Source organism: Sphingomonas jeddahensis (genome assembly GCF_001981525.1).
GTDB classification, from domain to species: Bacteria; Pseudomonadota; Alphaproteobacteria; order Sphingomonadales; family Sphingomonadaceae; genus Sphingomonas; species Sphingomonas jeddahensis.
Genome location: NZ_MPSB01000005.1, coordinates 126,052 through 143,476 on the forward strand (window position 1 = coordinate 126,052; position 17,425 = coordinate 143,476).

Below are 17,425 nucleotides of genomic sequence, written 5' to 3' on the forward strand. Positions count from 1 at the left end.
GACCAGCGAAGCTGGTTGAGGGGTTTCGCGACACGGCAAGTCGATGGCGACAAAGCCCGTCCACGAACCGATCCTCCACCTTCGCTCGGAAAGGACTATGAATGCGTCATTTCCTGAACTTGTCGGATGCCGGTCCAGACGGCATCGCCGCGATCCTCGCCGATGCGCTCGATCGCAAGAACGCCCGCACCGGATGGACCAAGGGGCGCATCGATCGTGACGCGCCGCTCGCCGGCCATGTGCTGGCAATGATCTTCGAGAAGAACTCCACTCGCACCCGCGTGTCGTTCGACATGGCGGTGCGGCAACTCGGCGGTCAGTCGATCGTCATGGAGGCAGGGCAGATGCAGCTCGGCCGCGGCGAAACGGTGTCCGATACCGCGCGTGTGCTGTCTGGCTATGTCGATGCGATCATGATCCGCACCGATGAGCATGCCAAGGTCGAGGAAATGGCCGCGCATGCGTCGGTGCCGGTCATCAACGGCCTGACCGATGCGTCGCATCCGTGCCAGATCATGGCCGATCTGCTGACGATCATCGAACAAGGCAAGTCGCTTCCGGGCCTCAAGGTCGCTTGGCTGGGCGACGGCAACAACGTGCTGGCTTCGATCATCGAGGCCGCCGGCCTGATGCAGTTCGACGTGGTCGCCGCTTGCCCGCAGGGTTTCCAGCCGAGCGAGGCGGATCTGGCGCTCGGGCAGGGCAGGGCCAAGTGCGTCGGAAATGCGTGCGAGGCGGTGGAGGGCGCCGACGTGGTCGTCACCGACACATGGATCTCAATGGGCCAGGCACATGCCGAGACGAAGCTGGCCGCGATGATGCCGTTCCAGGTCGATGCGGCGCTGATGGCGGCGGCAAAGTCCGACGCCAAGTTCCTGCACTGTCTTCCCGCACACCGCGGCGAGGAAGTGACGCCGGAGGTGATCGACGGCCCGCAATCGCTGATCTGGGCGGAGGCGGAGAACCGACTGCACGCGCAAAAGTCGATCCTTCGCTGGTGCCTGGGGCAGATCGGTTGATCGTTTCGAAGCCCGTCCCCATCTCGGCTCCACAGAATGCCCGTTCGCGCTGAGCTTGGCGAAGCGCTGCACTTCCTTCCTGCGGAAGAAAGAACAGGGCTTCAACAAGCTCAGCCCGAACGGTGACCATGCAAGACATCAAGACCAACGACTTCGACCGTGCCATCGGCTTCACCATTCCTGCGCAGAATGCGCGCGGGCGGATGGTTCGCCTAGGCCCGGTGCTCGACGAGATCCTCGCTGCCCATGCTTACCCACCTGCGATCGAGGCGCTGCTTGCCGAGGCGCTGACCGTCACTGCTTTGGTCGGTGCGACGCTGAAGGACGTGAACGGACAGCTGACGCTTCAGACGCAGAGCGAGCGGGGTGTCGTTCGCCTGCTGGTCTGCGATTACCGCGGCGGAGAGATCCGCGGCTATGTCCAGTTCGACCCTGACCGTCTTGCCGAAGCGCCGAGCGACCCGACGTTGTTCGCGCTGTTCGGCGAGGCCTATCTCGCCATCACGTTCGATCTTTCCACCACGGGCGAGCGCTATCAAGGCATCGTGCCGCTCGACGGCGATCGGCTGGCCGATGCGGTGCAGAGCTATTTCGCACAGTCGGAGCAGATCCCTACGCAGGTCCGCGTCGGTTTCGCCAAGGCGGACGGCCGCTGCGTCGCCGGCGGGCTGTTGCTTCAGCATTTGCCGGAGGGGGAGGAGGGGCGCGAGCGCCTGCATACCAAGCTCGACCATCCGGAATGGGAGCATGTTGCCGCCCTCGGTTCGACCATGGGAACGGACGAACTCGCCGATCCGGAGCTGCCGCTCGAGACGCTCGTCTGGCGCTTGTTCAACGAAGAGGACGAAGTTCGCGTGCTCGCCAGCACGGCTTTTTCAAAAGGCTGTCGCTGCACGGTCGAGCATATCCGCTCGGTGCTCGCCAAGTTCCCGCTGGAGGAGCGGTTGGCGATGGCGGACGATAACGGCGTGATCGGCGTGGACTGTGCCTTCTGCTCCACGATCTTTCCGATTCGCGCCGACGAACTCGCCGCCTGAGCGGTCGTGAGCGACGGCGAATGTGCGTCCGGACGTAAACCGTTCCTAAGTTAGCGATAAATTAACGTCTTATCCGTTAGGGGCAGCGCATGTGCTTCTAGCCGAGCACTCCTCTCCCTAGTTTATACGTCTCTTATGAGGCGCCCTCGGCCGCTCGATCATTCGGGCGGCCTTTTTCTTGCATCAAGGCGCCGATGCGCCTAGCCGCCGCGCGATCATGTCCAACGATCAATCCTCCGCCGTCGTTCTCGTGTCTGGCGGCCTCGACTCGATGATCTCGGCTGCCCTCGCGCGCGAGGCCGGCCATACGATTTACGCCCTCTCGATCGATTACAATCAACGTCACCAGGTGGAACTGGCGGCGGCGCGGCGGATTGCCAAGACGCTTGGGGCGGTGCGCCATGTCGTGCTGCCAATCGACTTGTCGGCCTTCGGCGGCTCGGCGCTGACCGCCGACATCGATGTGCCGAAGGATGGCGTCGGAAGCGACATCCCCGTCACCTATGTGCCGGCGCGCAACACGGTGTTCCTGAGCCTTGCGCTCGCCTGGGCCGAGGCGACCGGCTCGCGCGCGCTCTACATCGGCGTCAATGCGCTCGACTATTCCGGGTACCCCGATTGCCGGCCGGAGTTCATCGCCGGCTTCGAGCGTCTGGCAGAACTGGCGACCAAGGCGGGCGTAGAGGGACATCCCTTCCGCATCCATGCCCCGCTTCAGCATATGACCAAGGCCGATATCGTGCGCGAGGGCACGCGGTTGGGGCTCGATCTTGGTCTCAGTTGGTCGTGCTACGATCCGGCGCCCGGCGGCCTGCACTGCGGGCTGTGTGACAGCTGCCGGCTGCGGCACAAGGGCTTCGACGATGCTCGCGTGGTCGATCCGACGGCCTACGCAGTGACCCCGCCGGCGCCCTGACATGAGCTACGCAGTCAAGGAGATGTTCCTGACGCTCCAGGGCGAGGGCGTTCAGGCGGGGCGGCGCGCGGTATTCGTGCGCTTCGCCGGGTGCAATCTGTGGTCCGGACGCGAGCAGGACCGCGCGAACGCGATCTGCCGGTTCTGCGACACCGATTTCGTCGGCGTCGACGGGTTAGGCGGCGGCAAGTTCGGCGATGCTGCGGCGTTGGCGGCGGCGGTGGTGGCGATGTGGGACCGGGGCGAGGCACATCGCTTCGTCGTGCTGACCGGCGGCGAGCCGATGCTCCAGATCGATGATCCGCTCGTCGAGGCTCTACACGCGGCGGGCTTCGTTATCGCCATCGAGAGCAACGGCACACTGCCGGTTCACCCCGGCATCGACTGGGTGTGCATCAGCCCCAAGGCGGGCAGTGAGACAGTGCAGCGCGCCGGTGACGAGTTGAAGCTGGTGTGGCCGCAGCCGGGCAGCGATATCGCCGCCATGGAGGCGTGGGACTTCCAGCACTTCCTGCTCCAGCCGCTCGATGATCCGAATGCGGCCGCGAACCAGGCGGCAGCGATGGCGTTGGTGATGGAGCGCCCGAAGTGGCGGCTGTCGCTCCAGACGCACAAGCTGCTGGGGTTGCGCTGACATTCCGTCATGCCGGGCTTGTCCCGGCATCCAGGATCCCGCGCGCCTCAAGCTATTGAGTTCGCGGGAACCTTGGGCCCCCGGCACAAGGCCGGGGGGACGGCAACAGTGCCCTCAGTGCTTCTTCTTCAGCCCGTGGAACTTGTGCCACAGGTAGAAGGCACCTGCCGCTACCATCAGCACGCCGATCACGATGTGCGCCTGATGGAATGCCGCCTTGAGGCGGGGGTCGTCGTGCCACGCGCTACCAAGCTTCGCGCCAACCCAGGCGAGCAGATAGCAGAACGGCCAGGAGCCGATGAACGTATAGACGTGGAACGGAATCAGCTTCATCCGAGCGACGCCGGCGGGGAAAGCGATAAAGGTGCGGATCACCGGCAGCATGCGCCCGATCAGGATCGCCGCCGCGCCCCAGCGGTTGAAGAACCGGTCCGCCAGATCGAGTTCGCCCGGACCGACAAGGACGTACTTTCCCCATTTCTCAGCCAACGGACGGCCGCCACGCTTGCCCACCTCATAAGCCACCACTGATCCGACGTTGCATCCGAAGGCACCCGCCGTCGCAGCGAGATAGATGTTCATCTCCCCCGTCGAGACCAGATAGCCGGCGAACGGCATGATGATCTCCGACGGCAGCGGGATGCAGGCGCTCTCGATCGCCATCAACAGGACAATCCCCCAATAGCCGCCGGCCCGGATGACGCCGACCGTGAAGATGAACAGCGCCGCGATGATCTTCTCGAACATGGCTTGGGCCTGTGCGGGAAGGAAAGGGGACGGTCAATCGGGCTTCTTCCCCTTCCGCAAGCGGGAGAGGCCAGGGTAGCTGCCCACGGACGCCGCGCCTGATGACACGCCCACCCTCTACCCCTCCGCAAGCGCGAGGGGAGTTTACGCCGCCGCCGCCTTGGCCAACTTCAGGTCCTCTACGAAGCGCGCGAATTCGGTCGTGCGGGCCGCTTCGTCGGGCAGGCGTAGCAGGTAGCTGGGATGTACGGTGATCCACGCCTCGCCGCCGTCACCCGGCAGCGCCTGAGCGCGGCCCCGCTCGCGGCTGATCGTCATCACCTTGCCGAACAGCGATCGTGCAGCGGTCGCGCCCAGCGCCACCGTCACCTTCGGCCGCACCAGCATCTGCTCCTGCTCGATCCACCAGCGACATGCTTCGATCTCGCCAGCGTCAGGCTTGGCATGGATTCGCCGCTTGCCGCGCGGCTCGAACTTGAAATGCTTCACGGCATTGGTGACATAGGTGGTGGCGCGATCGATCCCGGCTTCGCCCAGTGCGCGATCGAACACCTGACCGGCAGGACCGACGAACGGGTGCCCGGCCAAATCCTCCTGGTCGCCCGGCTGCTCGCCGACGAACATGATGCTGGCGGAGACCGGCCCCTCGCCGAACACCGTCTGGGTCGCATTCTTGTAGAGGTGGCAGCGGGTGCACCCCATCGCCTCCTCGCGCAGCGCTTCCCAGGCGACCTCGCTGTTGCCGCCCGGCGCCGTTCTGGCCTTTGCGATCATGCCGCTCTCCCGTGCCTGCGCGTTGGCCAGCAATTCCGGCACCAACGCCGTTTCCGGCATGTTTTTCCAGTATTTGCGCGGCATCTCCTTGAGCATCGCGCCGACCTTGACGCGCGCCGGGTTGAAGATGGACGCGTAATAGGTTTTCCAAACTTCCTCGATCGGGTCGCCATCAGGCGCATCGGCCTTGGTGGCACCCGGCCCTTCGCTCAGGCCGGCGCCGTCCCAGTGCAACGACACCTCCGGCGTCAGGATCGACCAGCGCATGCTGGCGAAGCGATTGACAAAGAAAGCCGCATTGGCGCGCAGGATGTGATGCTCAGGCTCGAACCAAGCGACGTAGCGGCTGCCGCTATCATTGGTGACTTCGCGAAAGCGGAGGAAGGCCCGCATCTTGTGAATGTCGCGCCGAACATGCTTCGCCAGCGTTTCCAGCCGACGCACCAGCGGATCGGCTTGATCCTCGACCAGCTTCGGCTCGCGCCGCAGTCGCGCCAGTAAGGTATAGAGCAGGGCGAACCGCTCGGGATCGCGATTCAGAATGGCGCTGCGCGCGAGGTCGAGGAACGCACGCGGAACTTTGAACGCCGGCCCGACCGGATCATGCCGCGGCGTGGCCGTGGCGGCGAACAGATCGTCTGTTTCGCCGCCGACCTGCCACACCACGTCCTCGGGCGGCACGCTGTCCGCGATCAACCCCCGGGCGGCGTCCCGCCAGGCATCGAAATCATCGGGGGCGGAAAGCGTGACGAGCCGCATGCCTCAGCGGATCACTCGCGCTCGTCGCCGCCCGGTGGATTGTCGCGCGCCAGCTCCAACTCCTTGGGCTTCCGCTCCTCATACGTCGCCGCCATCTTCGCCTCGATCCCGTCGTCGAGCTCCTCGTCAGCGGCAGGGAACATCTCTTCCTCTTCCTCATCGATATGGTGCTCGTAGCGGTGGCGCATATGGAAGAACTTGGATTCCCATTCGTCCGAGCCGAAGTCGAGGTCCATCAGCTCGCCGAGCAGATCGTCGACTTCCTTATGCTCGGACACTGAATGCCGCGCATCATCGCGGAGCTCCGGATTGCCGAGCATCACGGCATAGAGCGACTCTTCCTCCGCCGCGGCATGGCTTTGCAGTTCCAGTCGGAACTCCTCGAACAGCTTTTGGCGCTTTTTGGTATCGCCGCGCAGATCGCCCAGCTGCTTCAGCATTTCACGCTGCTTGTCGTGATCGGCTTTGAGGTCGCGGTAGATCTGCGCCGGCGTCATTGTTGATTCTCCTGCCATGCGCAGAAGAACCGGCGACCGCCGTGCTTGTTTCTGTTGCGATCTGTTTTCAGGCGAGGCCGGCGCGCGGCCAATGCGCCTCGGCCTGCGCCAATGCACGGGGATCATCGACGTCGAGCCACCAAGTGTCGCCGACATCAACGACGCGAGCGTCGCCATCCACTGCCAATGCCTCGACACCGGCGGAGATGGAGCCCGTGCCGCCGCTGGCCACTACAGCGCGCAACGCATCATGGAAGCGCCCATCCACCGCGAAGACGCCGCAGTCGAAGGCGTCATAAACGGCAAGATGCTTGCCGATGCCAACGATCCGGTCGCCGGCGGTTCGCACGCGCGTCACGTCATCCAGGTCGACGAGTGGATTGTCGAGGCGGCGATCGATGGCGAGCGTCAGCGGCGCAGAAGGCGCGGCGATAGTCGCCGCAACGATCGGCGGCTCGAAGAGATGATCCGCCATCATCAGCAGGTGGCGCTCTGGCCCCATCACATCCGCGCCGCTCAGCACCGAATGGCCGTTGGGCAACGTCCAATCAGGCGTCGGCACGCAGATGATCGAGGGATCGAGGTCGTGGAGGAACGCCGCCAGCCGATCACCCTCGTGCCCGGTCACGACGACGAAGCTCGTCGCGCCACCAGCGCGCGCAGCATCGACGACGCGCGCGATCATCGGCGTGCCCGCTACGGACGTCAGTGGCTTGGAAGGAGAGACGGCCCGCAGCCGGCTACCGAAGCCGGCTGCGACGATGAGCGCCCTCACTTATTCGGCAGCTAACCGGGCATCGGCGTGGATGAAGTCGTCGGTCATCTGTGCCGCGACGTCATCGGTGAACTGCTCCGGCGGGTGCTTGCAGAAGAACGCCGACGGGCCGGTCAGCGCACCGGACATGCCGCGCTCCATGCCGACCTTCACGCAGCGGATCGCATCGACAACCACCGCTGCCGAGTTGGGGCTGTCCTCCACCGACAGGCGAAGCTCGAGGTTCATCGGCACGTCGCCGAACAAATTGCCCTCCAGCCGCAGGAAGCACAGTTTGTTATCGTGCAGCCATGGAATGTAGTCGGACGGGCCGACGTGGATGTTCTCGTCGGCCAGCCGCTCGCTGAGCACCGCCTGCACCGCCTCGGTCTTCGATTCCTTCTTGCTCGACAGCCGGTTGCGGTCGAGCATGTTCATGAAGTCAGTGTTGCCGCCGGTGTTCAACTGATAAGTGTGGTCGATCGTCACGCCGCGCTGCTTGAACAGGTTGGACAGAACGCGGTGAACGATCGTCGCGCCGACCTGCGCCTTTACGTCGTCGCCGATGATCGGCAGGCCGGCGTCGGCGAACTTCTTTTCCCACTCCGGGCGGCTGGCGATGAACACCGGCATGCAGTTGACCACGCCGACACGCGCTTCAAGCGCGCATTCCATGTAGAATTCGGTCGCCTCCTGGCTGCCGACCGGCAGGAAGTTTACCAGGATTTCGGCGCCCGAATCTTTCAGCGCCTGAACGATCTCCGCCTTTTCCGCATCGCGCGTGTCGTTCACCTCGAACCCGCGGTCGTTTGCAGCCGTCAGCATATGGTCGGCGACGCCGTCGAGCTTGGCCCCCATCTTCACGATCGTGCCCGTTTCCGGTACGTCGGCATGGAACACCTTGGTGCAATTAGGCTTGGCGAAGATCGCCTTACCGAGATCGAGCCCGACCTTGCGCGAATCCACGTCAAACGCCGCGACGAAATCCAGGTCCGACACGCGATAGCCGCCGATTTCCTGGTGGATCAGGCCATGCGCGGTGTTGGCGGACGCATAATGATACTTGCCCTGAACCAGGCTGGATGCGCAGTTGCCAACGCCGATAACTGCAACCTTGATCGTCGCCATTTCTTGTAGAACCTCGATACGCCGGGAGGTTCCCGACGGTGACAAAAGAATGGCAGCGTCGTGACAGATACGCGACGCCTGTCAAGCGACCCGTGCCGGTGATAGAGGGTAACGCAAGGGGAAGCGAAAAGTGGCAACCATGGAACTGCAACCGCCGGCGACCGGAAAGCCGCGCGAACTGCAGGGATTTCTGAACCGGACGATCTATCATCCGGCCGCGCGGCGGCTGGCTAGCCTGCTTGTGCCATCGCCGGTGACGCCGAACATGGTCTCGGTGTTCGGCGCGCTGATGGTGATCGCGACGGGTGTGCTTTACGCGCGCATCGGCACCCCGGCGTCAGTCGCCGCCGGGTTCGCGCTTCATCTGTTCTGGCATGTCGTGGATGGCGCGGATGGCGATCTGGCGCGGATGACCGGCCGGGCGAGCACCAACGGCGAATTGATAGACGGGCTGTGCGACTATGGTGGGCACATCATCCTCTACCTGCTGCTGGGCAGCGTCCTGGATGACACACTAGGCGGTTTCGCGTGGCTGCTTGCGGTTGGCGCCGGCGCGTCGCGGATCGCCCAGTCGGTGTTCGCGGAGAGTTCGCGCCGCAGCTATCAATGGTGGGCCTATGGGGTGCCGTGGCTCCAGCACAATCGGGCAGTGCCGACCGGCGTGGGCGGATTCCTCGGCCGGGTTTATCTGGGCATGTCTCACGTGTTGACCGGTGCCACCGCCACCGTGAACGCGCTGGCTGCAAGTGCGGAGGTCGATCCGCTCGAACGGCAGCGGCTCGCGCGATTGACCCGTGAGGTGGCGCCATCGTTCCTGAGGTTCCCCGCGGCATTGGGCGCCAACCCGCGCACGATCATCCTTGGCTTGAGCATGATCGCTGGCAGCCCGATCTGGTTCTTCCTAGTCGAGATCACCGTGCTAAACGTCCTGCTCATGATCGGTATCGCGCAGCAGCATCGGCAGTGCCGCCGTCTCGTCGCGCTGATTGGGCGCGGTCGAGGTTGAGGCGGCAATTGAGTTGACGCGGAACCCTCAACCGACACTGCCGTTTCGATATCGAAACGGGAGAATGACATGATTCGGTTTACGGTAGTCGCTGGCCTGGGTGCGTGCGCCTTGGCGTTGGCCGGGTGTAATGAAGGCAAGTTGGAAACGGGCGCGCCGGTCGCCGGCGGCGCAAGCGCAGTCGCCATGCTCCAGACCGCCAATGGGGCCGAAGCCGGGCGTGCCACCGCGACCGAAGTGTCCGGCGGACTGCGTTTCACCGTCGATGCCAAGGATCTGCCCGCCGGCACGCACGGCGTCCATGTCCATACCACCGGCCGCTGTGACGCGCCCGGCTTCGAGACTGCCGGCGGGCACTGGAACCCGACGGGTATGAAGCATGGCACGATGAATCCGCAGGGCCCGCATCATGGCGACATTCCCAATCTGATCATCGATTCGAGCGGGCGCGGCACCGTTGCTGCCACTGTGCCGGGCGCAACCATGGCTGCTTTGCTTGACGCTGACGGCGCCGCCTTCGTGGTTCACGCGGGCCCGGATGACCTCAAGACGGATCCGTCGGGCAACAGCGGCGGCCGTATTGCCTGCGGTGTGTTCCGGGCTTCGTGACTCAAAGGGGCTGGCCATACCGGCCGGCCCCGTCTGTCCGGGTCGGGGGTAAGGGCCTTCAGTCCTTGCGGTTGAGGCTCACCCCGTAAAGCTCCATCCGGTGATCCACCAATCGGAAGCCGAGCCGTTCGGCGATCTGCTTCTGTAGCAGTTCCAGTTCCGGATCGACGAATTCGATCACCTTGCCGCTCTCGACGTCGATCAGATGATCATGATGCGCCTCGGGCGAAGGTTCGTAGCGGGCGCGGCCGTCACCGAAATCATGCCGATCAAGGATGCCGGCCTCTTCGAACAAGCGAACCGTCCGATAGACGGTCGCAATCGAGATGCCAGGATCGATTGCCGACGCGCGCTCGTACACCTTTTCGACATCAGGATGGTCGTCGGCTTCCGAAAGGACGCGCGCGATCACACGGCGCTGTTCGGTGATGCGCAGGCCCTTTTCATGACACAGGGCTTCAAGATCGATCTTACGTGGCATGGCACCCATGTAGTCGCGCCGACACACGGCTGGAAGCGTTATCGACTCGCAACTGGATCAGGCCAGCACGGCACCATAGCTGTGCGCGTCGAACACCTCGCCGGAGCGCCCGCGATAATAGCTTCGGCGCTCGCCGAGCTTCTCGAACCCATGTGCCCGATACAGCTCGATGGCGCCATTGCCCGCGCGAACCTCGAGGTGGACACGAACCACGCCGCGTCCGCGCGCATCCGCCAGCATGCCGCGCAGCAACGCCGCCCCGATCCCCTGCCGCTGGTGCTGGCGCGAGGTGGCGAGCAGAAGCAGTTCCGCTTCATCGACGATCGCGCGGGCAAGCGAAAAGCCGACCACCGCGCCGTCGACGCGCGCCAGCGTCAACCAGACGCCCGGCATGCCAAGGATCCCCAGGCACTGGCCACGCGTCCACGCCTCGCCGAACTGCGGGTCGAACGCTTCGCCCATCACCTGTTCGACGGCAGCGATGTCCGCAGCGCTTCCGGCAATTAGTTCAACCATGTGCAGCCGCGTGCTCATGCCGGCAGCTTCGCGTCGGGCGCTCGGCCATAGAGCGGCCGCGGCGCAAGGTTGGTCAGCTCGGCCGGCAGCAGATGCGCCTTGGACGCGTCAGGAAGCAGGCTGTCAGCGGTTAGCGCTGGCTCGATCGCGGTCAGCCAACGAACGCCGCTGCCGACCGGGGTGCGCCCATCAAGCGCGGCAAGCGCCGCATCGGGCCGCAACGAGACAAGCCCGTCGCTCGGTTCAACAGGAAAGGCGGTGAATCCTTGCATGAACACCTCACCGTGCCCGCCTTCGATCAACACGGCAAGCGGCGACGATTTGCCCGCCTCGAACGCAGCCGCCGCGATCAGCGCCAGCGAGGAATAACCCCGCACTGGCACGCCCCAGCCCATCGCCAATCCTCGTGCCGCCGCGATGCCGACGCGAATGCCGGTAAAGCTGCCCGGGCCCACGTCGACGAGGATATCGTCGGCGCGTCCGCCATCGGGCAGGTCCGCGATCATTGGCACCAGTTTCTCGGCATGCCCGCGCCCGACCACGTCATGACGCGCAGCGATAACCCGATCGCCATCAAGCAAGGCAACGGAGCAAGCGGCGGTGGCGGTATCGATAACAAGGGTGCGCGGCATCACGTCCCTTTGCCACCCGCGCGTTGCCGCTCAACCCCTAAAAGCAGCGACGCGTGCTTGTGGTTCAAGCGATGCGGTTGAACTTCTCAAAGGCGGGGCGGGGGCTGCGCTCGAAGATGGTCGCCGGATCGCCATGTCCCAGCGTCGAGATGAAGTTCGTGCGCACGCCGGGCTGATCGGCAAAGAACGCCTTGTCCACCGCGCCAGCGTCGAAGCCGCTCATCGGGCCTGTATCGAGCCCAAGCGCGCGTGCGGCGAGGATGAAATAGCCGCCCTGCAAGGACGAATTGCGGAACGCCGAGGCTTCGCGAAGCTCGGCATTGCCGTCGAACCAGCTTTTGGCGTCGGTATGCGGGAACAGCTCGGGCAGATGCTCGTGGAAGTTCACGTCCATGCCGATAATAACCGTCACCGGCGCTTTGCGGATCTTGTCGGCATTGCTGTCGCTCGCACAAGCGGCGAGCTTTTCTTTCGCTTCATCGCTGACGCACCACACCAGCCGCGCGGGAAGCTGGTTCGCGCTGGTCGGCCCCATCTTCACCAGGTCCCATAGCGCGCGCAGCTGATCTTCGGTCACTGGTTCGTCGGTGAAACCATTATACGTTCGCCCGGTACGGAACAGCTGATCGAGGGCAGCATCGTCGAGAGCCGCGGTCATAATCTCATCCTTGTTGGCATTGCTCGCTGCCGGCTCGGTCGCGACCATCGACCGCGAGCCGCACGGAACGAAGAAGCGATCGTCAGATCGCGCGAACCTCGGTCACTTCCGGCACATAATAGCGCAGCAACTGCTCGATCCCGTTCTTCAGCGTCGCGGTCGAAGAGGGACAGCCTGAGCAGGCACCCTGCATCCGCAAGAACACCTTGCCCTTGTCGAAGCCACGATAGACGATGTCGCCACCGTCATTCGCCACTGCCGGGCGCACGCGCGTGTCGATCAGGTCCTTGATCTGCGCGACGATCTCGGCGTCGGCTGGATCGTCGGCGAAGCTCTCTTCCTCGGGCGGCACTGAGAAGCCAGCCGATCCGCCGCGGAACAGCGGCATCTGCGCGGTGAAATGATCCATCAGAATCGCCAGCACGTCCGGCTTGACGTCGCGCCATTCCGCACCGGGCGCGATCGTCACCGAAATGAAGTCCCGGCCGAAGAACACGCCGGTCACGTCGCCCAGGTCGAACAAAGTCGTCGCCAGCGGCGACGCTTCCGCTTCCTCCGGTGTCGCGAAATCGCGCGTGCCGGCATCCATGACGATGCGGCCGGGCAGGAACTTGAGCGTGGCCGGATTCGGCGTCGGTTCGGTCTCGATCAGCATAGGCTGCATGTGGCGTGCCGGGGCAGGCCGATCAAGCGCCGGCGCGGAAAGGAAAGGTTTCGCGCCTGTCGCTATTCGCTGTGCACCACTTCGATCTTGCCTTTGGGCTTCTGCAACAGCAGCACCAGCGGCACGGCGGCGAAGCTGATCCAGCTCATCAGCCAGAAATCGTCGAGATAGGCGATCATCGCCGCCTGCTTGTTGACCATGCCATCCAGCATCACCATCGCCGCGTCAGACAACGTGCCGAGCCCGCGCAGCTGGTTGAGGTCGAACCCCGCCAGCACATTGCCGGTAACGTGCTGCGCGAGATCGGCGTGGCTGGTCTGCGTGTTGCGCGCCAGCAGCACCGTCACCATCGAGATGCCCGCCGATTGCCCGATCGAACGGAAAAGGTTGAGCAAACTCGCGCCATCCGTCCGATATCGCCCGTCGAGCGTCGCAAAGGCCAGGGCGTTCAAGGGCATGAACACCAACCCCATGCCGAGCCCTTGCACGAATCCGGCCGTCACCACCGGCCAGTAATCCTGCTCCAGCGAATAGCCGGCCATCTGCCGAAGCGAGATGCCGAAGATCACCAACCCGACCATAATGACGATGCGCGTATCAACCTTGCCCATCAGCTGCCCGGCCAGCCACATGGTCAGCAGCACGCCCACGCCGCGCGGCGCCATCATCATGCCGGTGTCGATCACGGGATAGCCGAACAAATTTTGGAGCATCGGCGGCAGCAGCGCCATCGGCGCCATGGTCGAGATGCCGACCACCAGCATGAACAGGAGGCCGGTGACGAGGTTGCGGTTGTGGAACAGCGCGCGGTCGAACAGCGGCTTCCTCGCGGTCGCGAAGTGGAAGATCGCCAGCCAGGTGAAGGCGAGCGCCGCCAGCCCCTCGACGATCACTTCCCAGCTGTCGAACCAATCCTCGCTCTGCCCACGGTCCAGCATCAGCTGGAACGCCGCCACCGCCACGCCGAGATAGACGAAGCCGGCATAATCGAACGATCGCCGCGCCTTGGGCCGGCTCGGCAGCAGAAACCACAGGATCGCGAAGGTCGCGATGCCGACCGGCACGTTGACGTAGAACACCCAGCGCCAATTGTAGCTCTCGGTCAGCCAGCCGCCGAGCACCGGGCCCATGATCGGGCCGACCATCACCCCCATGCCCCACACGCTCATCGCCTTGGCGGCGCGCTCGGGCGGGTTGATGTCGAGCATCGACGTCTGCGACAGCGGATTGATGAACGCCGCGAAGATGCCCTGGAAGACGCGAAAGATCACCATCTCCTCCAGACTCGTCGCGATGCCGCAGAGCATGGAGGCGATGATGAAGCCGCCGGTGGCGATCAGGAACAGGTTGCGGCTGCCGAGCCGGTCGGACAGCCAGCCGGTCGCCGGCAGCGCGATTGCGGTGGCGACGATATAGCTGGTCAGCACCCAGGTTACGGTATCCACCGTTGCCCCCAGGCTGGTCATCATGTGCGGCAGCGCGACGTTGGCGATCGTGGTGTCGAGGATCTGCATGATCATCGCACCCATGATGCCGATCGTCAGCAGCCCGCGGTTGTTGGTTTCCAGCAGCGGTTTGCCGGAAGCGCTCATCATATCCTCCCCGGAACGGGGAGGGCGACCGCGATGCGTCGCATCGGGATGGAGGGGGCGTGCGGCAGGCGGTTCGCTAGCGGCGACCCCCCTCCACCAGCCTGCGGCTGGTCCCCCTGCCTGTGCCGGGGAAGATAAATCGTCACCTCACCCCCGTGTCGATCGTCACATCGGTGGAAAGCCCCGCGATCATCGCGCGCGGCGGAGTGCCGTCTATCGCGATCCGCACCGGCACGCGCTGCGTCACCTTCACCCAATTCCCGTTGGCATTCTGTGCCGGCAGCACCGAAAATTCGCTGCCCGTCCCCGCGCCGATCGACTGAACGTGCCCGTGAACGGTCACCCCGGGATAGGCGTCGAATTCCATTTCCGCCTTCTGGCCCACGCGCATGTGATTGAGGTCGGTCTCCTTGAAGTTCGCCTCCACCCACACATTGTCGCTGACGACGAGGCTGAGCGCGGGCACGCCCGATGGCGTGATGTTGCCGACCTGAAGCCGGTTGGTCTGGCTGACGATGCCGTCGGCACGCGCACGAACGACGGTGCGTTCGAGGTTCATGGCCGCCTGCGCGCGTTTGGCGAGCGCCACCTGGATCGCGGCCGGTCGTCCCGAGCCGCCGCCCGAGCCGACCTGCTGGCGCGCGCGTGCCGCCGCGGCCTCGCCGGCCGCGATCTTGGCCCTTGCCGCCGCCACTTCCTGAGTCGCTGCGTCGAGGCTGGCCTTGGTGGTGAAGCCGCGGCGCATCAATTCTTCCTGCCGCCGGTACGTGGCTTGCGCGAGTGTCAGTTCGGCACGCGCGCTTTCGATATCAGCGGCCGCGCTGCCGGTGTCGGTCGCCAGCGTCGCCACCGAGACGCGTGCGCTGGCGAGATCGGCGTCGGCCTGCGCCAGCGCGATGCGATATGGTTCAGGATCGATGCGGAACAGCACGTCGCCCGCCTTCACGCGCTGGTTCTCGCGCACGTTCACCGCCACGATGCGCCCAGACACGTCCGGGCTCACCGATACCACGTCCTGCTGGACATAGGCATTGTCGGTGGAGACGTAGCGGCCCGAGGTCAAATAGACATAAGCCGCCGCCGCCGCGATCAGCAGCGGTACGCCGAACATCAGCAACGGGCGCAGCCAGCGCCGCCGCTTGACCGGTGCCTCGATGGCGATCGCTTCCTCCGCGGCAAGCTCGCGCCTGGGATCAGCGTCAGCCATGGGCGGCCTCCTTCGGTAAAGCGGGATCGAGATTGTCGCGGATCCGGTTCAGCAGATCGGTCACCATCTTGGTCTGGGCTTCCGGAATACCCCGCAAGGCCTGCTCCATCAGCTCCGCCGCAGTGGCGTGAAGCTCTTCGAGCACGGGATGCGCCTTGTCGGTGAGGTATAATTGCCAGGCGCGCCGGTCCCTGGGATCGCGCCGTCGCTCGACCAGTCCGGCTTCCTCCATCCGATCGACCAGTCGGCAGAGCGTGATCGGCTCCACCTCAAGGAGGTCGGCGAGTCCGCCCTGGTTGATACCCTCATGCCGGCTGATGCCGAGAAGCGCCTTCCACTGCGCGCGAGTCGCGCCATGCTGCCGCGCGCGCTCGTCGAAGCGCTTGCGCAGCAGGCGGGCGGTGTCGCTCAGCAGGAATCCGAACGTGTCTGTCATATGCCGCCACATAATGAGCACGCTTATATAAAGGAAGCGCTGCCGCATGCATGTTGAACAATCGTGCATGCAGCGGAGGGCCCGGTGGCGCGTTGAACCTGCGGGAAGGAGCCGGGCGGATGACAAGCATGACGGGCGGATGCCAATGTGGCCGGGTGCGCTACACCGCCGAGATCACCGACGACGACGCCTATCTGTGCCATTGTCGCATGTGCCAGCGCGCAACCGGCGGGGTATCCATCGCGTACAAGAATGTGCCGGTCGACAAGCTGACTTGGGAGAGCGGGCCGGACTGGCACCGCTCCTCACCGATCGCGCACCGGCCGTTCTGCTCGGCATGCGGCACGCCGCTCGGCTTCGGGTTCATCGAAGATGGCGGGAATATTGACATCACCATCGGCAGCTTCGACGATCCGTGCCGCTTCAGACCCACGCAGCATTATGCCGTCGAGAGCATGCACGAGGCTTGGATCGACACGCGCGACTTGCCACGCATGCGCAGCGAGGAGAATGAGAGCGTGACCAAACGCTGGATGGAAGCTTGTGGCAAAACTCCCGACTGAAACGCATCATTTCACCAGCTTCGACGGCACGAGGCTGGCCTGGCACGAGATCAGGCCGGAAACGGGAGAAGGGCGTCCGGTCGTCCTGATCCACGGCTATTTTTCGGACGCGAACACCAACTGGATCCGCTACGGCCACGCGGACGCGATCGCTGCCAAGGGTTATCGCGTCATCATGCCGGACCTGCGCGCGCATGGTGAGAGCGACAAGCCGCACGATCCCGCCGCTTACCCGCCCGATGCGCTGACGAAGGACGGTCACGCGCTGATCGCGCACCTCGGCCTCACCGACTACGATCTCGGCGGCTACTCGCTCGGGGCGCGAACCACCTCGCGGATGCTCGCGACCGGTGCCACGCCCAAGCGGGTGATCTTCTCCGGAATGGGTCTCGAAGGCCTCACCGGAGCCGAGCGTCGTGCTAACCATTTCCGCAACATCCTCACCAACCTCGGCAAGCACGAACGCGGCAGCCCCGCGTGGATGGCCGAAGCGTTCCTGAAGACGACCGGCGGAGATCCGGTGGCGTTGCTCGGCGTGATCGACACCTTTGTCTCAACGCCCCGCGATGTGGTTGCCGGTTTCACCCAGCCGACCTTGGTCGTGAACGGCGTGGATGACGATGACAATGGGTCGGCAGCCGAACTCGCGGCAACCCTGCCGAACGCCACGCTGGTCGACATTCCCGGCAACCACATGAGCTGCGTCACCAAGCCGGAACTTGGCCAAGCCATCGCCGATTTCCTCGTGGCTTGACCGGGTTGGTCCCGAGTTCCACTGTAACTTCATAACAAGACG

At 64.6% G+C, this 17,425-nt stretch carries 21 protein-coding genes; 8 read left to right on the forward strand and 13 right to left on the reverse strand.

The features are described 5' to 3' along the window. Positions 1 to 101: 101 nt before the first annotated feature. The 4 genes from argF to queE all read left to right on the forward strand — a co-directional run bounded on the left by argF (position 102) and on the right by queE (position 3,606). Positions 102 to 1,019 (forward strand): ornithine carbamoyltransferase, encoded by a 918-nt coding sequence (gene argF, locus SPHI_RS07485; protein WP_076744272.1) that lies wholly within the window; start codon positions 102 to 104, stop codon positions 1,017 to 1,019. A 128-nt stretch (positions 1,020 to 1,147) separates the two neighbouring features. Continuing rightward, entirely contained in the window at positions 1,148 to 2,056 is a 909-nt protein-coding gene (hslO, locus tag SPHI_RS07490) for an Hsp33 family molecular chaperone HslO (RefSeq protein ID WP_076744273.1), read from the forward strand. Between the two features lie 217 nt (positions 2,057 to 2,273). After that, positions 2,274 to 2,972, forward strand: coding sequence for a 7-cyano-7-deazaguanine synthase QueC (queC, locus tag SPHI_RS07495; RefSeq protein WP_083719889.1), 699 nt, complete (start codon positions 2,274 to 2,276; stop codon positions 2,970 to 2,972). A 1-nt stretch (position 2,973) separates the two neighbouring features. Further along, on the forward strand, positions 2,974 to 3,606 hold the full coding sequence (queE, locus tag SPHI_RS07500) for a 7-carboxy-7-deazaguanine synthase (RefSeq protein WP_076744274.1): 633 nt from the start codon (positions 2,974 to 2,976) through the stop codon (positions 3,604 to 3,606). Positions 3,607 to 3,720: 114 nt separating this feature from the next. Here the strand turns inward: queE and SPHI_RS07505 are convergent, their stop codons facing one another. The 5 genes from SPHI_RS07505 to SPHI_RS07525 all read right to left on the reverse strand — a co-directional run bounded on the left by SPHI_RS07505 (position 3,721) and on the right by SPHI_RS07525 (position 8,265). Next, on the reverse strand, positions 3,721 to 4,353 hold the full coding sequence (locus tag SPHI_RS07505; RefSeq protein ID WP_076744275.1) for a DedA family protein: 633 nt from the start codon (positions 4,351 to 4,353) through the stop codon (positions 3,721 to 3,723). Between the two features lie 144 nt (positions 4,354 to 4,497). Further along, entirely contained in the window at positions 4,498 to 5,886 is a 1,389-nt protein-coding gene (locus SPHI_RS07510) for a UdgX family uracil-DNA binding protein (protein ID WP_076744276.1), read from the reverse strand. 11 nt (positions 5,887 to 5,897) lie between these two features. Then, a complete protein-coding gene (locus SPHI_RS07515) occupies positions 5,898 to 6,383 on the reverse strand; it encodes a hemerythrin domain-containing protein (protein WP_076744277.1) in 486 nt (161 codons plus the stop codon). 67 nt (positions 6,384 to 6,450) lie between these two features. Further along, on the reverse strand, positions 6,451 to 7,158 hold the full coding sequence (locus SPHI_RS07520; protein ID WP_076744278.1) for a phosphocholine cytidylyltransferase family protein: 708 nt from the start codon (positions 7,156 to 7,158) through the stop codon (positions 6,451 to 6,453). Continuing rightward, positions 7,159 to 8,265 carry an inositol-3-phosphate synthase gene (locus SPHI_RS07525; protein WP_076744279.1) on the reverse strand — a complete coding sequence of 369 codons (1,107 nt, stop codon included), beginning with the start codon at positions 8,263 to 8,265 and terminating at the stop codon, positions 7,159 to 7,161. A gap of 139 nt (positions 8,266 to 8,404) precedes the next feature. Here SPHI_RS07525 and SPHI_RS07530 point away from each other — a divergent pair, with 139 nt between their 5' ends. Further along, positions 8,405 to 9,271: a CDP-alcohol phosphatidyltransferase family protein gene (locus SPHI_RS07530; RefSeq protein WP_083719886.1), complete on the forward strand. Its 867-nt coding sequence runs from the start codon at positions 8,405 to 8,407 to the stop codon at positions 9,269 to 9,271. Between the two features lie 69 nt (positions 9,272 to 9,340). Next, entirely contained in the window at positions 9,341 to 9,880 is a 540-nt protein-coding gene (locus SPHI_RS07535; RefSeq protein WP_076744281.1) for a superoxide dismutase family protein, read from the forward strand. A 58-nt stretch (positions 9,881 to 9,938) separates the two neighbouring features. Here the strand turns inward: SPHI_RS07535 and SPHI_RS07540 are convergent, their stop codons facing one another. From SPHI_RS07540 to SPHI_RS07575, 8 genes are all read right to left on the reverse strand, one after another. Then, on the reverse strand, positions 9,939 to 10,361 hold the full coding sequence (locus tag SPHI_RS07540; protein WP_076744399.1) for a Fur family transcriptional regulator: 423 nt from the start codon (positions 10,359 to 10,361) through the stop codon (positions 9,939 to 9,941). A gap of 57 nt (positions 10,362 to 10,418) precedes the next feature. Continuing rightward, a complete protein-coding gene (locus SPHI_RS07545; RefSeq protein ID WP_076744282.1) occupies positions 10,419 to 10,895 on the reverse strand; it encodes a GNAT family N-acetyltransferase in 477 nt (158 codons plus the stop codon). Beyond that, positions 10,892 to 11,509, reverse strand: a complete 618-nt coding sequence (gene tsaB, locus SPHI_RS07550) for a tRNA (adenosine(37)-N6)-threonylcarbamoyltransferase complex dimerization subunit type 1 TsaB (RefSeq protein WP_076744283.1) — start codon at positions 11,507 to 11,509, stop codon at positions 10,892 to 10,894. The genes SPHI_RS07545 and tsaB overlap by 4 nt, the downstream gene beginning before the upstream one ends. A gap of 64 nt (positions 11,510 to 11,573) precedes the next feature. Further along, complete coding sequence (locus tag SPHI_RS07555; RefSeq protein ID WP_076744400.1) at positions 11,574 to 12,167, reverse strand: malonic semialdehyde reductase; 594 nt, start codon at positions 12,165 to 12,167, stop codon at positions 11,574 to 11,576. Between the two features lie 82 nt (positions 12,168 to 12,249). After that, on the reverse strand, positions 12,250 to 12,822 hold the full coding sequence (locus tag SPHI_RS07560) for a NifU family protein (RefSeq protein ID WP_076744284.1): 573 nt from the start codon (positions 12,820 to 12,822) through the stop codon (positions 12,250 to 12,252). 71 nt (positions 12,823 to 12,893) lie between these two features. After that, positions 12,894 to 14,423, reverse strand: coding sequence for a DHA2 family efflux MFS transporter permease subunit (locus SPHI_RS07565; protein ID WP_076744285.1), 1,530 nt, complete (start codon positions 14,421 to 14,423; stop codon positions 12,894 to 12,896). A gap of 142 nt (positions 14,424 to 14,565) precedes the next feature. Then, a complete protein-coding gene (locus SPHI_RS07570; protein WP_076744286.1) occupies positions 14,566 to 15,630 on the reverse strand; it encodes an HlyD family secretion protein in 1,065 nt (354 codons plus the stop codon). Next, positions 15,623 to 16,066 carry a MarR family winged helix-turn-helix transcriptional regulator gene (locus tag SPHI_RS07575; RefSeq protein ID WP_076744401.1) on the reverse strand — a complete coding sequence of 148 codons (444 nt, stop codon included), beginning with the start codon at positions 16,064 to 16,066 and terminating at the stop codon, positions 15,623 to 15,625. The genes SPHI_RS07570 and SPHI_RS07575 overlap by 8 nt, the downstream gene beginning before the upstream one ends. A 119-nt stretch (positions 16,067 to 16,185) precedes the next feature. Between SPHI_RS07575 and SPHI_RS07580 the strand changes: the two genes are divergently transcribed. Together SPHI_RS07580 and SPHI_RS07585 are read left to right on the forward strand one after the other, a co-directional pair. Continuing rightward, positions 16,186 to 16,629 (forward strand): GFA family protein, encoded by a 444-nt coding sequence (locus SPHI_RS07580; protein ID WP_076744287.1) that lies wholly within the window; start codon positions 16,186 to 16,188, stop codon positions 16,627 to 16,629. Continuing rightward, a complete protein-coding gene (locus tag SPHI_RS07585; RefSeq protein WP_076744288.1) occupies positions 16,610 to 17,383 on the forward strand; it encodes an alpha/beta fold hydrolase in 774 nt (257 codons plus the stop codon). The genes SPHI_RS07580 and SPHI_RS07585 overlap by 20 nt, the downstream gene beginning before the upstream one ends. Positions 17,384 to 17,425: the final 42 nt, after the last annotated feature.